Raw genomic sequence first — 15,753 nt, 5'->3', positions numbered from 1 at the left:
CGCTTTCTGATTTTTCCAGCAGGTCTTCCATGACGTCAGGCTCATCATCATCACCAGCCACCGCACCTCACCGTATCCGCAACGCCACCCGCGCCACCATGGCGCAGTTCTTCGTCAATGGCGCCACCTTCGCCACCTGGGGCGTGCTCATCCCCTCGGTCAAGGAGCGCTTTGCGCTGTCTGATGCGGTGCTCTCGCTGGCCATGCTGGCGGTGGCCGGCGGCGCGCTGCTGACCATGGGCCAGTCTGGCAAGTGGATCGCCCGCGTGGGCAGCGCCCGTGCGTTGCGCCAGGTCGGTATCCTCTACGCGGCCACGCTGCTGTTGATCCCGCTGGCCCCGCAATTCTGGATGCTGGTGCTGCTGTTATTGGTCTTTGGCAGCGCCATGGCCGCCTACGACGTGGCCATGTCGGTACAGGCCGCCTTGGTCGAAGGCCAGCGCACGCGCCCCGTCATGTCCACCCTGCACGCCATGTTCAGCATCGGCGGTATCGCCGGTGCGGCGCTGGGCGCGGCGCCCGGTCTGTCGCCATTGGCGCATGCCGCGCTGGTCGGCGTGGTCACGCTGGCGGTGTCCTTGTCGATTGGCCCCTTCGCCTTGCCAGACGAAGTCCACGACAGCGCCGCCACGCCCCACGGCGCTGACAAGAGCGCGCGCCGCATGGTGCTGGTGCTGGGGGGCATCGCCTTCCTGGCGCTCATGTGCGAGGGCGGCATGTATGACTGGGCCGCCGTCTACATGCGCGATGTGGCGCAGTCGCCCATGGCCTGGGTCAGCTATAGCTATGCCGCCTTCTCCACCGGCATGGCCGCAGGCCGTCTGACCGGCGACCGCATCCGCGCTCGTATCGGCGGTCTGCGCACGCTGACCTGGAGCGGCGTGGCGGGCGCGGCCGGCATCGCACTAGCGGCAGCCTGGCCAACCCCGCTGGCCACGCTGGGCGGCCTGTTGCTGTCCGGGCTGGGGATTGCCAACCTGATGCCGATCTTCTTCCTGGCCGCCGCCCGCGTGCCGGGCATGGCCGCCGCCGAGAGCATCGCCGCCGTGTCCCGCTTCGCCTATGTGGGCATGCTGCTGGGGCCGGTGTTCATCGGCGGCGTGGCCGAGCACCTGGGCCTGCGTCTGAGCTTTGTGGGGGTGGCGCTGGTGATGACCGTGGTGGCCCTGCTCGGCGGCAAGGCAGTACGGCGCTTCATCTGATCCCCGAAGACGCTGGCCGGACCTTAACGCGGCGGCTCCGGCGCATTCTCCAGCGTCAGCAGCAACGCCGACAACTGCGCATCGAGCGCAGCCAGCGACTCGGCCGGCAAGGCCGCGAGCAAGCGCCGTTCATTGTCCAGATGGCTTTCGACGGCGCGGTTGATCAGCGCCAGTCCCTTGCGCGTGAGCTGCACCAGCATGCTGCGCGCATCCTCTGCATTGGGCAGGCGCTCGATCCAGCCCCGGGTCTCCAGGCGCTTGAGCCTGTGGGTCATGGTCCCGGAGCTCACCATCAAGGTCGAGAACAGCTCGGTCGGACTCAAGCGGTAAGGACTCCCTGAGCGGCGCAGCGCCGCCAGCATGTCGAACTCCCACACGCTCAGATCGTAGGACGCAAAGCCCGCTTCCAGGCGGCCTTCCAGCAGTGCGGCACAGCGCTTGAGGCGACCGATCGGCCCCATGGGCGCGGGGTCGAGATCGGGGCGCTCACGCCGCCACTGGTCGAGGATCACATCGACTGCATCATGTTGTCTGGCTGGCTTTTTCATTTATCTTGACTTCGAGATAGTTGACTTCTAGACTGATATTATCTTGAATTGAAGATAAAGTCATGTCATCCACTCACAGCGCACCCCGCTGGCGCGACATCATGCTCACCGCAATCGCGCCGGCCATCTGGGGATCCACCTATATCGTCACCTCACAGTTGCTACCGCCGGACCGTCCGTTTACCGCTGCGCTGATCCGCTGTCTGCCAGCCGGCCTGCTGTTGCTGATGATGACCCGACGCCTGCCGGCACGGGCGGACTGGTGGCGCCTGCTGGTCCTGGGGGCATTGAATATCGGCCTGTTCCAGGCGCTGCTGTTCGTGGCGGCCTATCGGCTGCCGGGCGGACTGGCGGCGGTGCTGGGTGCGATACAACCCTTGCTGGTGATGGTCCTGGCCTGGGCGGTGGATGGCCGCGCTCCGGCGCAGATCACCTTGTGGACTGCCGTGGCGGGGGTGGCGGGCATGGCCATACTGCTGCTCTCGCCCCAGACCCGGATCGAACCCATCGGAGTCGTCGCCGCGCTGGCCGGCGCGGGCTGCATGGCGGCAGGTGTATGGCTGACGCGGCGCTGGCAATTGCGCTTGCCGGTGCTGGCGCTGACCGGCTGGCAACTGGCCATCGGCGGGCTGATGCTTGCACCGGCTGCCTGGCTGGCCGATGCGCCCTTGCCCTCGCTGGGTCTGACGCAAGGGCTGGCCTACGCCTACCTGAGCCTGGCCGGTGCACTGCTGGCCTATGCGCTGTGGTTTCGCGGCATCGCCCGCTTGCCCACGGTGGCGGTGGCTTCACTGGGCCTGCTCAGTCCCTTGACGGCGGTCGTACTGGGATGGGTGATCCTCTCCCAGTCGATCTCGGGTATCGCCCTGGCGGGACTGGTGGTCGTGCTGGGCAGTGTGTTTGCCGTACAGTGGACGACCACTCGCGGGACTTGACTGCAGCGTCATCTGATTGCGCACATCCGCCATCACATCAGAACCTGCTCCCGACCTATCCGGCGCTTCTTCGCACCATCGAGCATGACCCTCTCACCATCCTTCTGTTGCCCTCATTTGAATTGGAGGCATGCGTAGAGATCATCGTCAGGCGCCAGTTGTCCCGGCCTTGGCTGGCCGGGAATGGGCAGCAGGAAGAACGGAAGATACGCCAACGCTTTCCGATGCTGCGAGCGCTGGGATGCCGACAGTTCGAGAGCGGGATAGCTGCCGACGTGCTGGTTGAACAAATCTGGAAGGCTACCTGTTTGTCATCCCCCATCAATAGCCCAGCACCGGGATGACCGAGTTGCGCGCAGGACACGACAACCAGTCAAAGAATGACTGATGCGCCTCCCTGACCAGCGTTCCTGTCCTGTTTTCTATCATCCATTGACAGTAGTAATCCTTGATCGCCTGGACCTGCACCGCGTCATCCGGTATCCGCTGCCAGCCTATGAACGCAGGCAAGCCCTTTTCGCCATGCTCATGGATCTGGCTAAGGCGTGCCGCCATTTCATGGCTGATTGGACGACTGCCTTGCCCATGAATCGCTTCACCCAGTGAATCAACCAGCACTTGCTTGACGGCTGGCTGCCCTTCAGTCAGGACGACTTTCGCCCACGGGGCGGATCGGAGATAAGCGGGGCCATGATGGTTGGACTCGGCGTATTCCGCATAGCCATAATAGGTGACGCTGCGCACCTCCTGCGGTGGCCAGTGCGTGGGAAAGGGGGGTGTCATTTGCTGGTACCAATGCACGCTCACCTTGTTATCGCTGAACATGATGGTGCTCTCCTTGACGTAGGTGTCGAATTTGCTCCAGTCAGAAGCCAGATACCGGCGAAGATCATTGCTGCTGATCTTCTCGATGGCCACTACACGTTCGCCGAGCAGAAATGATCCTTCAAGGCTGGCGCTTGCCTGCACTGGCGAAACCTTCAGCAGAACAAGCAAGGCCGCAACGACAATGGGAGCAGCGCGGAACAGGAACGCACTCATTGCCATCATGATCCCAGCGTTCCCACATTGATCTCTTCTTCGAGCGCGAGAAATTGCAAGCATTTTTGTGATCCAGTGGAGTTGCATCGGAGGGAACCGCCCATCTCAATCGGACGATGAGAGGGATGATCAAAAACCAGGCGATTTTAAAGGCAAGTTACTAACTGGCCCTATGGTAGAAAAAGTCCAAGCCAAGCTCAGAAAAATACCGAGAACCCGGTAGAGCGCGACAGGAAAGCACCGCCCCGGATAAAATAGTCGGCCAAATGACCGCCGCGCCCTGCGCGGCATACCGAGATCAGACAAGCATGAGAAAAGTAAAGCTGCGCAACGCCGCAGAAATCGCCCAGGCGCGCGTAGCCGGACAACTGGCCGCTGAAGTGCTGCACATCGTGGCCGAGCACGTCAAGGCCGGGGTGACCACCGACGAACTGGATCGCATCTGCCACGACCACATCGTCCAGGTGCAAAAGGCCACGCCGGCCAATATCGGTTACCACGGTTTCCCCAAGACCATCTGCAGCTCGGTCAACGAGGTCATCTGCCATGGCATCCCCGGCGGCCAGGTGCTCAAGGATGGCGACATCATCAACATCGACGTGGCCGTCATCAAGGATGGCTGGTATGGCGATTGCAGCCGCATGTACTTCGTCGGCTCCCCCAACGCCACCGCCCGCAAGCTGGTCAACACCACCTACGAAGCCATGTGCGCAGGCATTCGCGCCGTGCGCCCGGGCGCGACCCTGGGCGATGTCGGCCACGCCATCCAGACGGTGGCGCAGCGGGATGGTTTTTCGGTGGTGCGCGAATACTGCGGCCATGGCATCGGCACGGTCTATCACGATGAACCGCAAGTGCTGCACTACGGCCAGCGCAATGCCGGTCTGCCGCTGAAGGAAGGCATGATCTTCACCATCGAACCGATGTTGAACGCCGGCAAGCGCCACACCGAACAGCTCGACGACGGCTGGACCGTGGTGACCGCCGATGGATCATTGTCCGCACAGTGGGAGCACATGGTGGTGGTGACCTCCAAGGGCTATGAAATCCTCACGCCCTGGCCGGATGGCTTTGGCGACTATCCCTCCATCGCCACGCGCAACTGAAACTGCATCAGCCCGCCACCACCTCGACCGGAAAGTCCGAGAACAGGTCCAACTGGTCCTGTTCCGGCGTGCCGCCCACCACGATCGCCGAAAACACTTCCAGCGTGCTGTAGAAGGCTGGACGGAAACGGCCCAGCTTGCTCTGGTCGATCACCACGTAGCACTCGGCCGCACTCTCGATGGCGGCCTGCTTGATCGGCACTTCATGGAAATTGGAACAGCTCACCCCGCGCCGCGCATCGACCCCGCCGGCAGACAGGAAGGCCTTGTTCACGCCCAGCCGCTTGAGATACGCCACGCCTTCTTCGGAGGCAAAGGAAGCCGATGAAGGGTGATACAGCCCGCCCAGCAGGATCACCTGGGTATTGGGTCGCTGGCTGACGATGTTGGCAATGTTCAGGGAATAACAAATCACGCTCAGCCCGATCTCCGGCGGCAAGGCCTCGGCCAGATGGGTCATGGTGGTGCCGCAGTCGATGAAGAGGCTGTCCCCCTCCACCACGCGGCGCGCTGCATGCTGGCAGGCCAGGCGCTTGCGCTGGGCATGCTGATCGGCTTCACGGTCGATCGAATAGCGGTTCTCGCCACCACCCGGACTGGCCTCCAGCACATGCCCACCCAGGCAGATCAGCGGCGAATCCTCGCCGGCCAGGTCGCGCCGCACCGTCATCACTGTCACGCCCAGCACATCGGCAATGCGCGATAGCGGCGTGGGGCCGTGATCGCGGATCATCTCCTGCATGCGGGTCAGCCGCAGCGCGCGGGAACGTGCGCCCAGCGTGGGTTGTGCAGCTTTGGTGGAAGAGGTGGACGTGGAAGCCATGGGCGTTTTTTTCCTGAGCGGGAAAATGTTTCTAACAAAAAACGGTTGCAAGTAAAAAGTTATGGATGTAACGTTACATCCATTAAATGTTATTTGCAAAACATTTAGCTGTGTTGGGAAGAGATTGTAGCGAGGCTCTCCGCTGGCGTCGATGCAAGCGAGCGCCAAGCCTGACCCAGCGCAAGGCAAGCAAGGCAACACATGGAAGAGACACTGCCCGTAGGCGTCAGCATACGGTAATTAACTAAAAGTTACGCAGCCATGAACATGACCCGCAAGACCCCTTCCCTGCGCAGTGCGCAGGGCGAGGCCGATGTTGCGCAGCCCGACAGCGCCCCCACCGGCCATCCGCGCAACAGCGTGCAGCCCTATGACGCTGCCGCCTTCGAACACCTGCGCATCAACCTGAGCGCCGCCGAGAAGCGCGTCGCTACCCTCAAGGGCCGCCGTTCGGTCAAGAAGGATGCGCAGGCGGCGTGGCTGCTCAAGGCCATCACCTGCATCGATCTGACCACGCTCTCCGGCGACGACACCCCGCAACGCGTACGCCGCCTGTGCGCCAAGGCGGCCAATCCGCTGCGCGCAGACCTGCTCGAAGCACTGGGCATGCAGGACCGTGGCCTGACGACCGGCGCGGTGTGCGTCTATCACCGCTTCGTCAAGACGGCGGTAGACGCATTGGAAGGCAAGGAGATTCCCGTGGCCGCGGTGTCCACCGGTTTTCCGGCGGGCCTGAATCCCCATGCACTCAAGCTCAAGGAAATCGAAGCGTCGGTACGCGATGGCGCCGCCGAGATCGATATCGTCATCACCCGCGAACACGTGCTCACCGGCAACTGGGAAGCGCTGTACCGCGAGATGCGCGACTTCCGCCAGGCCTGCGGCGAGGCCCACGTCAAGGCCATCCTCGCCACCGGCGAACTCAAGACCCTGCGCAACGTGGCCAAGGCTTCCATGGTCTGCATGATGGCCGGCGCTGATTTCATCAAGACCTCCACCGGCAAGGAAAGCGTCAACGCCACGCCGCTGGTGTCGCTGGTGATGCTGCGCATGATCCGCCAATACCAGGAGATGACCGGCATCCAGGTCGGCTACAAACCCGCCGGCGGCGTGGCCACGGCCAAGGACGTACTGGAATACCAGGTGCTGATGAAGGAAGAACTGGGCCATGACTGGCTGCAGCCTGACCTCTTCCGCGTCGGCGCCTCCAGCCTGCTGGCCGATATCGAGCGCCAGCTGGAACACCACGTCACCGGCCGTTACTCCGCCTTCAACCGGCATGCCATCGGCTAAGCCACGCCACCTGCACGGACAAGACAATGAGCGTTTCCACCTACTTCGACACCATGGACTACGGCCCCGCCCCCGAAAGCGACAAGGATGCCCGCGCCTGGCTGGCCAGCCACGAGGCTTCGTTCGGCCACTTCATCGCGGGCCGCTTCACCCAGCCCAGGGCCGATCTGGACGATATCGATCCGGCCAGCGGCAAGCTGCTGGCCCGCCTGAGCCAGGGCTCGGCAGCCGATGTGGACGCCGCCGTCCAGGCAGCGCAAGCGGCCCTGCCCGGCTGGCAGGCGCTGGGCGGCCATGGCCGCGCCCGTCACCTGTATGCACTGGCGCGCACGGTGCAGCGCCATGCACGCCTGCTGGCGGTGCTGGAAACGCTGGACAACGGCAAGCCGCTGCGCGAATCGCGTGATGTGGACGTGCCGCTGGTGGCGCGTCACTTCTATCACTACGCCGGCTGGGCGCAGTTGCAGGAGAGCGAATTCCCTGATCACGTGCCAGTAGGCGTGGTCGGCCAGATCGTGCCGTGGAATTTCCCGCTGCTGATGCTGGCGTGGAAGATCGCCCCGGCGCTGGCGCTGGGCAATACCGTCGTGCTCAAGCCGGCTGAGAACACTTCGCTGACCGCCCTGCTCTTTGCCGAACTGGCGCAGCAGGCTGGCCTGCCGGCGGGCGTGCTGAATATCGTCACGGGTGACGGCGCCACCGGCACGGCCGTGGTGGCCCATCCCGGCATCCAGAAGATTGCCTTCACCGGCTCCACCGAAGTGGGCCGCCTGATCCGTGAACAGACCGCCGGCAGCGGCAAGTCGCTCACGCTGGAACTGGGCGGCAAGTCGCCCTTCATCGTCTTCGAGGACGCCGATATCGATGCCGCCATCGAAGGCGTGGTCGATGCCATCTGGTTCAACCAGGGCCAGGTCTGCTGCGCTGGCAGCCGCTTGCTGGTGCAGGAAGGCATCCATGATCTGTTCATTGCGCGCCTGAAGACGCGCATGCAGAAACTGAAGGTCGGCGCGCCGCTGGACAAGTGCAGCGACATGGGTGCGCTGATTTCGCCGGTGCAGCTGGAACGCGTCAGGAGCCTGGTGGAACAGGGTGTGCGCGAAGGCGCGCAATGCCATCAGGTGGCGCTCGATACGCCGCCCGGCGGCTGCTTCTATCCGCCCACGCTGCTGACTGGCGTGCACCCGGCAGCGACCGTGGCCAGCGAAGAGATCTTTGGGCCGGTGCTGGTGGCCATGAGCTTCCGCACACCCGACGAGGCCGTGCAACTGGCCAACAACAGCCGCTATGGGCTGGCCGCCAGCATCTGGAGCGAAACCATCGGCCTGGCCCTGGGCGTGGCCCCGCAACTGAAGGCTGGCGTGGTCTGGATCAACAGCACCAACCAGTTCGATGCGGCGGTCGGCTTTGGCGGCGTGCGCGAATCCGGCTATGGCCGTGAAGGTGGGCGCGAAGGCTGCTATGAATATCTCAAGCCCAGACACCGCCAGGCAGGCAACCTGCGCCAGGCTTCGACCCCACGCGCCGTCCGCTCAGATTCCCCGCTGCAGGGCGGCGCCATCGATCGCACGGCCAAGCTCTATATCGGCGGCAAGCAGGTGCGCCCGGATGGCGAGGTGTCCATGGCCTGCCATTCCGCTCAGGGCGAGCGGCTGGAAGACGTCGGCCTGGGCAATCGCAAGGATATCCGCAATGCCGTTGCCGCCGCCGTCAAGGCGGGCGGCTGGACCAGCGCCAGCCCGCATCGCCGCGCGCAGGGGCTGTATTACATCGCCGAAAACCTCTCCGCCCGCAGCGAAGAATTCGCCCGCCGCATCGCCAGCACCACCGGCGTCAGCGCCGACGACGCCCGCGCCGAAGTGGAGGCGTCGATCAAACGTCTCTTCACCTATGGCGCCTGGGCCGACAAGTTCGAAGGCGCAGTCCACCAGCCGCCCATGCGCGGCGTGGCGCTGGCCATGCCGGAAGCCATCGGCGTGGTGGGCGTGGTCTGCCCCGAGGAAAAGCCCTTGCTGGCCCTCATCAGCCTGGTGGCCCCGCTCATCGCCATGGGCAACCGCGTGGTGGTGGTCCCCAGCGAGCAGGCGCCGCTGGTGGCCACCGACCTGTACCAGGTGCTCGACACCTCCGACCTGCCCGCCGGCGTCATCAACATCGTCACCGGCAAGAGCGCCGAACTGCTGCCCGTGCTGGCCGAACATGATGAAGTCGAAGCGCTGTGGGTGCGCGGGCCGGCCGAGTTCTCGGCGACGGCGGAGCGGCTCTCGACCGGCAATCTCAAGCGCTGCTTTGTCGATCACGGTTACCTCACCGACTGGCATGACGCGGCGCAAGGAGAAGGCGCGCAATACCTGCGCCAGGCAACGCACATCAAGAACGTCTGGATACCTTATGGCGAATGAATCCCTTCCCGCGCAACAGGAAAGAATTTCCAGGACATCGCTGACAATTTCCTGACTAACAAAACAAGTCAGAGATAATCCGAAAAAAATTAGATTTTTTCAGTGAACAATCAAGCTGAACAAGGAATCACAAGCCACAAGATTTAGATTTATCCTATAAGCATACTTATAAAATCCACAGGAGACGACATGCTTAAGAATCTGCATCCCTTGCTCAACGCCGACGTGCTCTACGCCCTGCGGGCCATGGGCCACGGCGATGAACTGGTGTTGTGCGACGCCAATTTCCCCGCCGATTCGGTGGCCCGCCAGACCGTGCTGGGCAAGGTGCTGCGCATCGATGGCGTAGGCACCACCGAAGCGGCCCGCGCCATCCTCTCGGTGCTGCCGCTGGACAATGCGGTGGAGCAGCCGGTGCGCCGCATGGAAATCATGGGCGAGCCCGCCACCATCCCCCCGGTGCAGCAGGAGCTGCAAGAGGAAGTGAACCAGGCAGAGGGTCGCGCCCGACCGCTGGGTTCCATCGAGCGTTTCGCCTTCTATGAAGCCGCCAAGAAAGCCTATTGCGTCATCGCCACCGGCGAGCGCCGCTTCTACGGTTGCTTCCTCCTCAAAAAAGGTGTGCTGCCCCCGGAGGCGTGAGCATGACTTCCTTCTCGCACAAGCAGGGCGTGGCCGTGCTCGGCATCTATGTGGCCGACCTCGCCTTCCGCGCCCCGAACATGCCGAGCCTGGGCCAGACCATCGCCGGCACCGGCTTTGCCATGGGCCCCGGCGGCAAGGGTTCCAACCAGGCCGTGGCCGCTGCCCGCGTGGGTGCTCCGGTACGCTTCATCTCCGCCATCGGCAAGGACGCCTTCGGCGACTTCGCCCTGTCGCTGTGGCGGCGCGAAACCATCGCCCCGCACGTCCGCGTGATCGACGGCGCGCCCACCGGCGCAGCCTTCATCTACGTCAACGACGCCAGCGGCGACAACGCCATCATCGTCGTGCCGGGCGCGGCATCGCAATTGTCGGAACAGGATGTGGAGCGCGAACGCCAGGCCATCGAAGCGGCCAAGGTCTTCGTCACGCAACTGGAACAACCGCCCGAGGCCGCACTGGCCGGCCTGCAGATCGCCCGCGCAGCAGGCACCATCACCGTCTTCAATCCGGCTCCTGCATTGGATTTCCCGCCACAGGTCTATGGACTGTGCGATTACATCACGCCCAATGAACACGAAGCCGCATTGCTGACCGGCATCGAGATCCACAACATCGACGACGCCCGCCGCGCCGCCGAGGTGCTGCTGGAGCGCGGCGTGGGCTGCGCCCTCATCACGCTGGGGGCGCAGGGTGCGCTGCTGCACAGCCGCAGCCACTCGCTGCACCTGCCGGCGCTGTGCGCAGGCACGGTGGTGGAGACCGCCGGCGCAGGCGACGCCTTCAATGGCGCCTTCGCCGCCGGCCTGGCCGAAGGCATGTCCGCCGAAGAAGCCGCCCGATTGGCCACGGCGGTCGCGGCCATCTCGGTGACGCGCCCCGGCACCGCGCCCTCCATGCCCAGCCGGCAGGAAGCGCTGGCGCTGCTGGACACCCATGCCGGCGTGCCGGTCCAGGCATAAGACCCATGACATTCACGGCAAGGTGAAATGACGATGAAACTGAAGATCTCCGACCCGCAACTGCTGTTCCTGCTGGTCATCAACGTAGCGATCCTGCTGGTGGCGACCGTGTTTTCGCATGGCGACTTCCTGGACATCTACAACTTCCAGTCCATGGCCAGCCAGTTGCCCGAACTGGGCCTGCTGGCCATCGGCGTGGCGCTGGCGATGATCTCCGGCAATGGCGGCATCGACCTCTCCGGCATCGGCCTGGCCAACCTGGCCGGCGTGGTGGCGGCGGCCGCCATGCCGCTTCTGGTGGCCGCCCCCGACGCCGCGCCCTGGACCTATACGCTAGGCTTCGTCGCCGTGGCGCTGGTGACTGGCGTCTTGGGCGGCGCGCTCAATGGCTGGCTGATCTCGCGTGGCAATCTCACCCCCATCCTCTGCACCCTGGGTACGCAGATGATCTTCACCGGACTGGCCGTGGTGCTGACCAATGGCTCGAGCCTGCGCATCAGCGTGGTCGATCCGATCTCGGCCATCGGCAATGAATCGGTGCTGGGCGTGCCCATCCCCTTCATCATCTTCGTGGCGCTGCTGTTGCTGGTGGGCTGGCTGATGCGCTACAGCCTCTTCGGCATCAAGCTCTACCTGCTCGGCACCAATGCGCGCGCGGCCCGCTATGCCGGCATCTCGCAGAACCGCCTGCGCTTTGCCACCTATGTCATCAGCGGCGTGCTGGCCTCGGTGGCCGGCGTCATCATCGCCGCCCGCACGGCCAGCGTGAAGGCCGACTACGGCAACTCCTACCTGTTGATCGCCATCCTCATCGCCGTGATGGCGGGAGTGCGTCCGCAGGGTGGCTACGGACGCATGGTCTGCCTGTTCTTCTCGGCGCTGGCGCTGCAACTGCTGTCGTCCACCTTCAACCTGCTGGAGATCTCCAACTTCTTCCGCGACTGCGCCTGGGGCCTGCTGCTGCTGTGCTTCCTGGCCTCGGCGCGGGTCAGCTGGCGTGACTTCTTCCCGAATTCGAAGGCGCAACTGCGCAAGTCTTGAACAGCACCCCGCCTGTCAAGATCCATCCAACTCAGTGGGGAAACTGGAGACATGATGAACAAGAAATCGGCTTGCGTACTGGTATCGGCCCTGGCCGCCGTCGGCTTTGCCAGCGCCCTTCAGGCGCAGAACAAACCCATCGATATCGTCACCGTGGTCAAGATCACCGGCATCAGCTGGTTCAACCGCATGGAAGTGGGCGTCAAGGAATTCGCCGCCGCCAATCCCGGCGTGACGACCCGCCAGATCGGCCCGGCGCAATCGGACGCGGCCCAGCAGCAACGCCTGGTGGAAGACCTGGTGGCCAAGAAGGTGGACGCCATCGCCGTGGTCTCGATGGACCCGCCCACGCTGGAACCGGTCTTGAAGCGCGCCCTGGATCGCGGCATCAAGGTGGTCACCCATGAAGCCGACAACCAGAAGAACACCCTGGTCGATATCGAAGCCTTCGACAACACCGCCTACGGCGCGCGCCTGAACGACCGGCTGGCGGCCTGCATGGGCCAGGCCGGCAAGTGGTCGTCGCTGGTCGGTTCGCTGGGCAGCCAGTCGCAGGTGCAATGGGCCGATGGCGGCGCCGCCAATGCCGCCAAGAAGTATCCCAAGATGACCCTGGTGGACGCCAAGAACGAATCGGCCAACGACGCCGAGAAGGCCTATGCCAAGGCCAAGGAAATCCTGCGCAAGCACCCCGACATCAAGGGCTTCCAGGGTTCTTCGTCGCTGGATGTGCTGGGCATCGGCCGCGCCGTGGAAGAGGCCGGCCTGCAAGGCAAGGTCTGCGTCTATGGCACCGGCCTGCCCAGTGAAGCCGCCAAGTTCCTGGAATCGGGTGCAGTGGGCGGCATCGCCTTCTGGGACCCCAAGGATGCCGGCCTGGCCATGAACAAGGCCGCCATGATGCTGGTGCAGGGCAAGAAGATCACCGACGGCATGGACCTGGGCATTCCCGGCTACAACAAGGTCACCGTCAAGAAGGGCCCGGGCGTGGGCGTGATCGTTACCGGTCAGGCCTGGGTGGAAGTGGACAAGAAGAACTACAAGCAGTACGCGTTCTGATCGCGGCCTGATCAGACCCACCGGACATCCGTCGTGCGCCGAGTTGCCGTCACGCCCGCGGATGTCCTCCGTCATCGCGTTTCACTATGACCAGTCAAACCACCTCTAGCGTCTCTGCCGCGCCCGCCCAGGAATTCCTGCGCCTGCAAGGGATACACAAGCGCTTTGCGGGCGTGCACGCCCTGCGCGGCGTCGATCTCACCATCCACGCCGGCGAGATCTATCACCTGCTGGGCGAGAACGGCTGCGGCAAGAGCACCCTCATCAAGATCATCGCCGGCGCGCAGCCGCCCAGCGAAGGCGAAATCTACATCCAGGGCCAGCGCGTGGCCGAGCTCACCCCGCTGGCCTCGCTATCGCTGGGCATCGAGACGGTCTATCAGGATCTCTCCCTGCTGCCCAACATGAGCGTGGCCGAGAACGTCGCCCTGAGCGAACAGTTGGTGCATCACCACGGCCGGCTGGCGCGCCTGTTCGACCGCCACGCCCTGAACCAGACCGCCGCGCGGGCGCTGCGCGCCGTCAATCTTCCCGCCGATGCCGACTTCCTCGACACCCGCGTGGACGAACTGCCCATCGCCACCCGCCAGCTGATCGCCATTGCGCGCGCCATCGCCACCAGCGCGCGCATGGTCATCATGGACGAACCCACCACCTCGCTCACGCAAAAGGAAGTCGATGCCTTAGTCAAGGTCATCAACGGCCTGCGCGCCAATGGCGTGGCTGTGCTCTTCGTGAGCCACAAGCTCGATGAGTGCTTTGCCATCGGCGGCCAGGCCATCGTCTTCCGCGATGGCGAGAAGGTCGCGCAAGGCCCGATCCAGCAATTCACCAAGGCCCAGCTGGGCCAGCTCATGACCGGCAAGCAACTGAGCCAGGAACGCTACCGCGTCGACGCGCAACTGCACAAGCCGCTCATGGAAGTGCGCTCCCTGAGCCGCCATGGCGCTTTCGAGGATGTCAGCTTCGCACTGCGCCAGGGTGAGATTCTGGGCATTACCGGACTGCTGGATTCAGGCCGCAACGAACTGGCCCTGGCGCTGGCCGGCGTAGAACCCGCCCGTGCAGGCCAGATCACGCTGGAAGGCCAGCCGCTGTCGCTGCGCAATCCCGGCGACGCCATCACCCATGGGATCGGCTACGTCCCCGAAGACCGCATCAGCGAAGGCCTGTTCCTGGACAAGTCGATCCGCGACAACATCGTCACCACCATCCTGCGCAAGCTGCGCGGCAAGTTCGGCGCGCTGGACGCCGCCGCCTGCCAGCGCTTTTCCACCGACACGGTGCGGCAATTGCAGATCGCCACGCCCGATGTAGACCGGCCTGTGCAATCGCTGTCCGGCGGCAACCAGCAGCGCGTGCTGATCGGCCGCTGGCTGGCCATCAACCCGCGCGTGCTGATCCTGCATGGGCCGACGGTGGGCGTGGACGTGGGCTCCAAGGACATCATCTACCGCATCATCCAGGACCTGGCGCAGCGCGGCCTGGGCGTCATCCTCATCAGCGACGACCTGCCCGAGCTGCTGCAGAACTGCGACAACCTGCTGTTGATGAAACGCGGCCGCATCGTGCGCCGCTATGCCGTGGAAGGACTCGCCGAGAGCGAGCTGTTCCACGATCTGGTCTCCGAGCAAAGTCAGGAAACTTAGTCATGGATGCAAGCACCCTCACCCGCCAGGCCGCCGACGCCAGCGCCGACGCACCTGTCCAGCGCCGCCCCAGCCTGGCCGCCCTGCTCAAGAAAAATCCCTCCGCCTTCACCCTGCTGCTCATCGTGCTGGTGGTGCTGACGGTGGCCTTGATCAACCCCGCCTTCTTCCAGCTGGCCGTGCTGTTCGACATCGTCCGCGCCTGCACCACGCTGGGCCTGTTCGCCCTGGGCGTGATGATCGTGCTGGCCGCCGGCGGCATCGATGTTTCCTTTGCCGCCATTGCCGCGCTGACCATGTATTCCATCACCAAGGTGGTGATGACCTGGTTCCCTGAGACGCACATCGCCGTCATCCTGCTGGCCGGCGCGGTCGGCGGCACCGGGCTCGGTGTGCTCAATGGCTTGCTGGTGGACTGGCTCAAGGCGCCTTCGCTGATCGTCACCATTGGCACGCAGTATCTCTATCGCGGCATCCTGCTGACCTTCGTGGGCACGGTCTTCTTCATGAACATCCCCCATGCCATGGACAGCTTCGGCAAGCTGGCGCTGGCCCGGCATGACACCGCCAACGGCCTGCATGCCGTGCTGCCGGCCACCGTGCTGGTCTTGGTGCTGGCCAGCGTGCTGACCTGGTGGCTGCTCAACCGCACCCTCATGGGCCGCGCCGTCTACGCCGTCGGCGGCAGCCTGGCCATTGCCGAGCGCCTGGGCTACAAGCTGCGCTCGGTGCATCTGTTCGTGTTTGGCTATGCGGGCTTCCTGTCGGGACTGGCGGGGATCGTGCATGTATCCAGCACGCGCCTGGCCAATCCTTTCGACCTGGTCGGCAGCGAACTGGACGTGATCGCCGCCGTTGTGCTGGGCGGGGCGCGCATTACCGGTGGACATGGCAGCGTGGTGGGGACGCTCCTGGGGGTGTTGCTGGTGACGCTGATCAATAATGTGCTGATCCTGGCGGGTGTGCCCAGTACCTGGCAGAAGGCCATCATCGGAGCATTCATTGTGCTGGCGGGGGCGGTGTTTGCGTTGCGCAGGGAGAAGTAGGGTC

At 64.2% G+C, this 15,753-nt stretch carries 14 protein-coding genes; 11 read left to right on the top strand and 3 right to left on the bottom strand.

What is annotated here, in order from left to right; all coding sequences use genetic code 11:
* Positions 1-29: 29 nt before the first annotated feature.
* A complete protein-coding gene (locus BGK68_RS11185) occupies positions 30-1,202 on the top strand; it encodes an MFS transporter (protein ID WP_075257158.1) in 1,173 nt (390 codons plus the stop codon).
* A gap of 23 nt (positions 1,203-1,225) precedes the next feature.
* Here BGK68_RS11185 and BGK68_RS11180 read toward each other — a convergent pair whose 3' ends face one another.
* On the bottom strand, positions 1,226-1,750 hold the full coding sequence (locus BGK68_RS11180; protein WP_075257157.1) for a MarR family winged helix-turn-helix transcriptional regulator: 525 nt from the start codon (positions 1,748-1,750) through the stop codon (positions 1,226-1,228).
* A 62-nt stretch (positions 1,751-1,812) separates the two neighbouring features.
* Here BGK68_RS11180 and BGK68_RS11175 point away from each other — a divergent pair, with 62 nt between their 5' ends.
* Positions 1,813-2,685 (top strand): EamA family transporter, encoded by an 873-nt coding sequence (locus BGK68_RS11175; RefSeq protein ID WP_075257156.1) that lies wholly within the window; start codon positions 1,813-1,815, stop codon positions 2,683-2,685.
* Positions 2,686-3,006: 321 nt separating this feature from the next.
* Here the strand turns inward: BGK68_RS11175 and BGK68_RS11170 are convergent, their stop codons facing one another.
* The gene (locus tag BGK68_RS11170) at positions 3,007-3,735 is read right to left on the bottom strand and encodes a hypothetical protein (RefSeq protein ID WP_233149294.1); all 729 of its coding nucleotides are present in this window, start codon (positions 3,733-3,735) and stop codon (positions 3,007-3,009) included.
* Between the two features lie 299 nt (positions 3,736-4,034).
* On the opposite strand from BGK68_RS11170, the gene map reads away from it, so the two are divergent.
* Complete coding sequence (map, locus tag BGK68_RS11165; protein ID WP_075257155.1) at positions 4,035-4,832, top strand: type I methionyl aminopeptidase; 798 nt, start codon at positions 4,035-4,037, stop codon at positions 4,830-4,832.
* Positions 4,833-4,839: 7 nt separating this feature from the next.
* Here map and BGK68_RS11160 read toward each other — a convergent pair whose 3' ends face one another.
* Positions 4,840-5,655: a DeoR/GlpR family DNA-binding transcription regulator gene (locus tag BGK68_RS11160; protein WP_075257154.1), complete on the bottom strand. Its 816-nt coding sequence runs from the start codon at positions 5,653-5,655 to the stop codon at positions 4,840-4,842.
* Between the two features lie 261 nt (positions 5,656-5,916).
* Here BGK68_RS11160 and deoC point away from each other — a divergent pair, with 261 nt between their 5' ends.
* The 8 genes from deoC to BGK68_RS11120 all read left to right on the top strand — a co-directional run bounded on the left by deoC (position 5,917) and on the right by BGK68_RS11120 (position 15,749).
* Positions 5,917-6,948 carry a deoxyribose-phosphate aldolase gene (deoC, locus tag BGK68_RS11155; RefSeq protein WP_075257153.1) on the top strand — a complete coding sequence of 344 codons (1,032 nt, stop codon included), beginning with the start codon at positions 5,917-5,919 and terminating at the stop codon, positions 6,946-6,948.
* A gap of 26 nt (positions 6,949-6,974) precedes the next feature.
* Entirely contained in the window at positions 6,975-9,350 is a 2,376-nt protein-coding gene (locus tag BGK68_RS11150; RefSeq protein WP_075257152.1) for an aldehyde dehydrogenase family protein, read from the top strand.
* A gap of 189 nt (positions 9,351-9,539) precedes the next feature.
* Positions 9,540-9,992, top strand: coding sequence for an RbsD/FucU family protein (locus tag BGK68_RS11145; protein WP_075257151.1), 453 nt, complete (start codon positions 9,540-9,542; stop codon positions 9,990-9,992).
* 2 nt (positions 9,993-9,994) lie between these two features.
* Positions 9,995-10,954, top strand: a complete 960-nt coding sequence (rbsK, locus tag BGK68_RS11140) for a ribokinase (RefSeq protein WP_075257150.1) — start codon at positions 9,995-9,997, stop codon at positions 10,952-10,954.
* A 27-nt stretch (positions 10,955-10,981) separates the two neighbouring features.
* Positions 10,982-11,995 (top strand): ABC transporter permease, encoded by a 1,014-nt coding sequence (locus tag BGK68_RS11135; protein WP_075257149.1) that lies wholly within the window; start codon positions 10,982-10,984, stop codon positions 11,993-11,995.
* 51 nt (positions 11,996-12,046) lie between these two features.
* On the top strand, positions 12,047-13,054 hold the full coding sequence (locus BGK68_RS11130) for a substrate-binding domain-containing protein (RefSeq protein ID WP_013233048.1): 1,008 nt from the start codon (positions 12,047-12,049) through the stop codon (positions 13,052-13,054).
* A gap of 86 nt (positions 13,055-13,140) precedes the next feature.
* Positions 13,141-14,703 carry a sugar ABC transporter ATP-binding protein gene (locus BGK68_RS11125; protein WP_198937190.1) on the top strand — a complete coding sequence of 521 codons (1,563 nt, stop codon included), beginning with the start codon at positions 13,141-13,143 and terminating at the stop codon, positions 14,701-14,703.
* 2 nt (positions 14,704-14,705) lie between these two features.
* Positions 14,706-15,749: an ABC transporter permease gene (locus BGK68_RS11120; protein WP_075257148.1), complete on the top strand. Its 1,044-nt coding sequence runs from the start codon at positions 14,706-14,708 to the stop codon at positions 15,747-15,749.
* The last annotated feature ends 4 nt before the right edge of the window (positions 15,750-15,753 follow it).

The organism is Herbaspirillum camelliae (genome assembly GCF_001929405.1).
Lineage (GTDB): Bacteria > Pseudomonadota > Gammaproteobacteria > Burkholderiales > Burkholderiaceae_D > Herbaspirillum > Herbaspirillum seropedicae.
Note: the sequence above shows the minus strand (reverse complement) of the source record. Positions and strands in the feature narration are given on the sequence as shown.

Bases quoted from the DNA above. Each gene is read 5' to 3' on its own strand.
- BGK68_RS11185 (WP_075257158.1), top strand. From the start codon at position 30: ATGACGTCAGGCTCATCATCATCACCAGCCACCGCACCTCACCGTATC.
- BGK68_RS11180 (WP_075257157.1), bottom strand. From the start codon at position 1,750: ATGAAAAAGCCAGCCAGACAACATGATGCAGTCGATGTGATCCTCGAC.
- BGK68_RS11175 (WP_075257156.1), top strand. From the start codon at position 1,813: ATGTCATCCACTCACAGCGCACCCCGCTGGCGCGACATCATGCTCACC.
- BGK68_RS11170 (WP_233149294.1), bottom strand. From the start codon at position 3,735: ATGATGGCAATGAGTGCGTTCCTGTTCCGCGCTGCTCCCATTGTCGTT.
- map (WP_075257155.1), top strand. From the start codon at position 4,035: ATGAGAAAAGTAAAGCTGCGCAACGCCGCAGAAATCGCCCAGGCGCGC.
- BGK68_RS11160 (WP_075257154.1), bottom strand. From the start codon at position 5,655: ATGGCTTCCACGTCCACCTCTTCCACCAAAGCTGCACAACCCACGCTG.
- deoC (WP_075257153.1), top strand. From the start codon at position 5,917: ATGAACATGACCCGCAAGACCCCTTCCCTGCGCAGTGCGCAGGGCGAG.
- BGK68_RS11150 (WP_075257152.1), top strand. From the start codon at position 6,975: ATGAGCGTTTCCACCTACTTCGACACCATGGACTACGGCCCCGCCCCC.
- BGK68_RS11145 (WP_075257151.1), top strand. From the start codon at position 9,540: ATGCTTAAGAATCTGCATCCCTTGCTCAACGCCGACGTGCTCTACGCC.
- rbsK (WP_075257150.1), top strand. From the start codon at position 9,995: ATGACTTCCTTCTCGCACAAGCAGGGCGTGGCCGTGCTCGGCATCTAT.
- BGK68_RS11135 (WP_075257149.1), top strand. From the start codon at position 10,982: ATGACGATGAAACTGAAGATCTCCGACCCGCAACTGCTGTTCCTGCTG.
- BGK68_RS11130 (WP_013233048.1), top strand. From the start codon at position 12,047: ATGATGAACAAGAAATCGGCTTGCGTACTGGTATCGGCCCTGGCCGCC.
- BGK68_RS11125 (WP_198937190.1), top strand. From the start codon at position 13,141: ATGACCAGTCAAACCACCTCTAGCGTCTCTGCCGCGCCCGCCCAGGAA.
- BGK68_RS11120 (WP_075257148.1), top strand. From the start codon at position 14,706: ATGGATGCAAGCACCCTCACCCGCCAGGCCGCCGACGCCAGCGCCGAC.